Here is a 3708-nt window from a genome sequence, read left to right on the forward strand (position 1 = left end):
GGCGGCCAGCAGCAGCGCGTCGCCTGCGCCCGCGCCCTCGCCTCCCGCCCCGAGGTCGTCTTCGCCGACGAGCCCACCGGCAACCTCGACACCCGCTCGGGCTCCGAGGTCCTCAAGTTCCTGCGCACCAGCGTCGACGACTTCGACCAGACCATCGTCATGGTCACCCACGACCCCACCGCGGCCGCCTACGCCGACCGCGTCATCTTCCTGGCCGACGGCCAGATCGTCGACGACATGAGCGAGCCGACGGCCGACGCCGTCATCGACAAGATGAAGCACTTCGAAGAGCTCGTCGCGGCCAGCAGTGAGCGGAAGGCCGCCTGACCATGCTGCGCGCCACTCTCAAAGGCATGGCCAGCCGCAAGGCCCGGCTCGTCCTCACCAGCCTCGCCGTCGTGCTCGGCACGATGTTCGTCGCCGCGGCGATGGTCCTGACCTCCACCATGGACAAGTCGGTCGGCGGCGTCATCACCGACGCCTACACCGGCGTCGACGGCGTCGTCTCCCCCGAGTCCGCGGAGTTCGACGAGTCCTACAACGCCTCCGTGGGCGGCATCCCGGCCGAGGCGGTCGAGCAGATCCGCGGCGTCGACGGGGTCGACCGCGCCGACGGCGCCGTCGAGGGGCAGGTCAACGCCATCGGCTCCAACGGCAAGCTCGTCGGGACCTTCGCGCCCACCATCGGCATGAACTGGGAATCCCTCCAAGGCCAAGAGCAGTACTTCGACATGCGCGAGGGCCGCGGCCCCGAGGCCGACGACGAAGTGGCCGTCTCGGCCAAGTTCGTCACCGACTCCGGGCTCGACATCGGCGACACCGTCACCGCCTACTCCTACACCGCCGACCGCGCCGACTACACCATCGTGGGCGTCTACGGGTTCGCCGGCGGCCGCGACTCGCTCGCGGGCGAGACCCAGGCCGCCTTCACCACCGCCGAGGCCCAGCGGCTGATCACCTCCGGCGAGAACACCTTCACCAGCGTCTACGTCTACGGCGACTTCTCCACCGACGACATCGACGCGGCCCTGGGCGAAGGCGAGTACAAGGTCCAGACCGGCGCCGAGGCCAGCGAGGAGGCCGCCGAGAGCTTCGCGGTCATCGCCGACGTCATGGGCTACATCTTCCTCGGATTCGGACTCATCGCCGTGTTCGTGTCGGTGTTCCTCATCATCAACACCTTCACGATCATCGTCGCCCAGCGCCAGCGCGAGCTGGCGGTGCTGCGGGCCATGGGCGCCGGACGCGGCCAGGTGGTCGGGTCGGTGCTGACCGAGGCGCTCATCGTGGGCGTCATCGCCTCCCTCATCGGCCTGGGGCTGGGCCTGCTGCTCGGCTGGGCCCTGTCGCTGGCGGTGGGCGAGTTCATGTTCAGCGGGCTCCCCGTGCAGTTCACGGTGCCTCCCACGGTCGCCTGGGCGCTCGTGGTCGGCATCGGCGTCACGGTGCTCTCGGCGCTGGCCCCGGCCGTCAAGGCCTCCGGAGTGCCGCCGGTGGCGGCCATGCGCGAGGCGGTCAACCCGCCCAAGCCGCTGCGGACCATCACCATCGCCGGTTCGGTCGTGACGCTGGTCGGGGCCGTCCTCATCGCACTGGGCCTGACCGACAACCTCGGCGACAACACGATCGTCGGCGTCATGTCCGGCGTCGGCATCGCGTTCGTCGGCGTCACCATGCTCACGCCGATCATCTCGCGGCCGCTGGTGGCGGGACTCGGCGCGCTGATGTCGTGGTCGTTCTCGGGCAAGCTCGGCAAGCTCAACGCCGGCCGCAACCCGAGGCGGACCGCCATCACCGCCTCGGCGCTGATGATCGCCGTCGCCCTCATCACCGGGATCGCCACCATCGTGTCGAGCCTCAAGGCCACCACCTCCGAGGCGCTCGAGCTGAACCTGAACTCCGATCTGATCGTCAGCGGCGCGCAGAGCGGGGCGAACGTCCCGACGTTCTCGCCCGAGACCCTCGACGAGATCAAGGCCCTGCCCGGGGTGGCGACCGTCGGCGACGTCTACGCCGACTTCTTCAGCGCGAAGATCAACGGCGAGAGCGCCGCGCTGTCGTCCAGTCAGGACCTGGAGGCGAGCCTCGACGTCTTCGGCAGTACCGTCGCCGAGGGCTCTGTCGAGAACCTGAGCCCCGACGCGGTCGTCATCGACGAGGGCACCGCCGAGGACAACGGCCTGGCGCTCGGCGACACCGTCGACGCCGAGTTCGGCGACGGCACGACCGCCACGTTGGAAGTGGTCGCGATCCTCGACGGCTACGAACTGACCAACGGCTGGTGGGTCGCGCCCGAGCAGACCGAGCACTTCACCATTCCCAAGCCGATGCAGGCCTACATCGAGGTCGAGGACGGCGCCGACGTCGCGACCGTCCAGGACGAGGTCGAGAGCGCCTTGGCCGACGAGCCCGAGGTCGGCGTCACCAACAACGCCGAGTTCGTGGAGCAGCAGACCAGCGGGCTCGACAACCTCGTCGGTGCCGTGCAGATCCTGCTGGCCCTGGCCATCATCATCGCCATCATCGGCGTGGTGAACACGCTGATCCTGTCGGTCCTGGAGCGGACGCGGGAGCTGGGGCTGCTGCGGGCAGTGGGCATGACCCGCGGCCAGGCGTGGCGGATGATCACCGTCGAGAGCATCATCATCTGCCTGTTCGGCGCCGTCCTCGGCATCGCGGTCGGCATCGGTCTGGGCTGGACGGTCCAGCAGGCGCTCGAGTCCGAGGGGCTGACGCAGTTCGCGCTGCCGTGGGGGCTGATCATCGCCTACCTGGTCGTGTCGATCGTCGTCGGCCTGCTCGCCGCGCTGGCCCCGGCCGCGAGGGCCGCGAAGCTCAACGTGCTGGGGGCCATCGCCTACGAATAACTTCACTCTCAAAAGGAAACCGGAATAAGAGGGGGCGGCGCCCGGCGCCGCCCCCTCGCCTTGCCCACCGGTCCGGAAAAGGCGCGCCCAAGAGCGGATCGAACCCCTGATCGCCGTTGCCGAGGCACGACGCGGACCACTCCCCCGGGCGACCACGTCCGGGCGATCGCCTCCGCCATTCGGCCGAGCGCGCGGCGCGGGCTCCGCCTCCGGGAGGAGCCGAAGTCCGGTCCGCGGGCCGAAGCCGCCACTCCCCCAGCTCAATAGCCTTGTGGTCATCCGAAAGGGAACACTGACCCAGAAAGAGGCGATCCCGTGCCACTCGCATATCCCCCAGCCCCTCCCGTGACCCGCGCGGCGGTGACCGCCTCCGGCCTCTGGCGGGCCTACGGTTCGGGCGAGGCGCAGGTCGTCGCGCTGCGCGACGTCTCGGTCGAGTTCAATGCCGGCGCGTTCACGGCCATCATGGGCCCCTCGGGCTCGGGCAAGTCGACGCTCATGCACTGCCTGGCCGGGCTCGACACCACCGACCGGGGCACCGTCGCCATCGGCGACACCACCATCACCGGCCTGGGCGACAAGGCGCTGACGAAACTGCGCCGCGACAAGATCGGCTTCATCTTCCAGCAGTTCAACCTGCTGCCGACGCTGACGGCCGAGGAGAACATCACGCTGCCCGCCGCGATCGCCGGCGCCAAAGCCGACCCGCATTGGCTGTACCGCATCATCGAGGTGCTGGACCTGCGCGACCGGCTCGGCCACAAGCCGACCGAGCTGTCCGGCGGCCAGCAGCAGCGCGTCGCCTGCGCCCGCGCCCTCGCCTCCCGCCCCGAGGTCGTCT

3 protein-coding genes are annotated in these 3708 nt (G+C 69.8%); all 3 read left to right on the forward strand.

The genetic code is table 11. The annotated features are described in order from the left end of the window. Window positions 1–327, forward strand: a 327-nt coding sequence (locus H613_RS0120530) for an ATP-binding cassette domain-containing protein (protein ID WP_026925254.1), incomplete at its 5' end; no start/stop codon positions are given. Between the two features lie 2 nt (window positions 328–329). After that, window positions 330–2867: an ABC transporter permease gene (locus tag H613_RS0120535; protein ID WP_026925255.1), complete on the forward strand. Its 2538-nt coding sequence runs from the start codon at window positions 330–332 to the stop codon at window positions 2865–2867. A 345-nt stretch (window positions 2868–3212) separates the two neighbouring features. Beyond that, window positions 3213–3708: ABC transporter ATP-binding protein (locus H613_RS0120540; protein ID WP_026925256.1), on the forward strand; the 496-nt coding region annotated here is incomplete at its 3' end.

The sequence above is a fragment of the Glycomyces arizonensis DSM 44726 genome (genome assembly GCF_000482705.1).
Classification (GTDB): domain Bacteria; phylum Actinomycetota; class Actinomycetes; order Mycobacteriales; family Micromonosporaceae; genus Glycomyces; species Glycomyces arizonensis.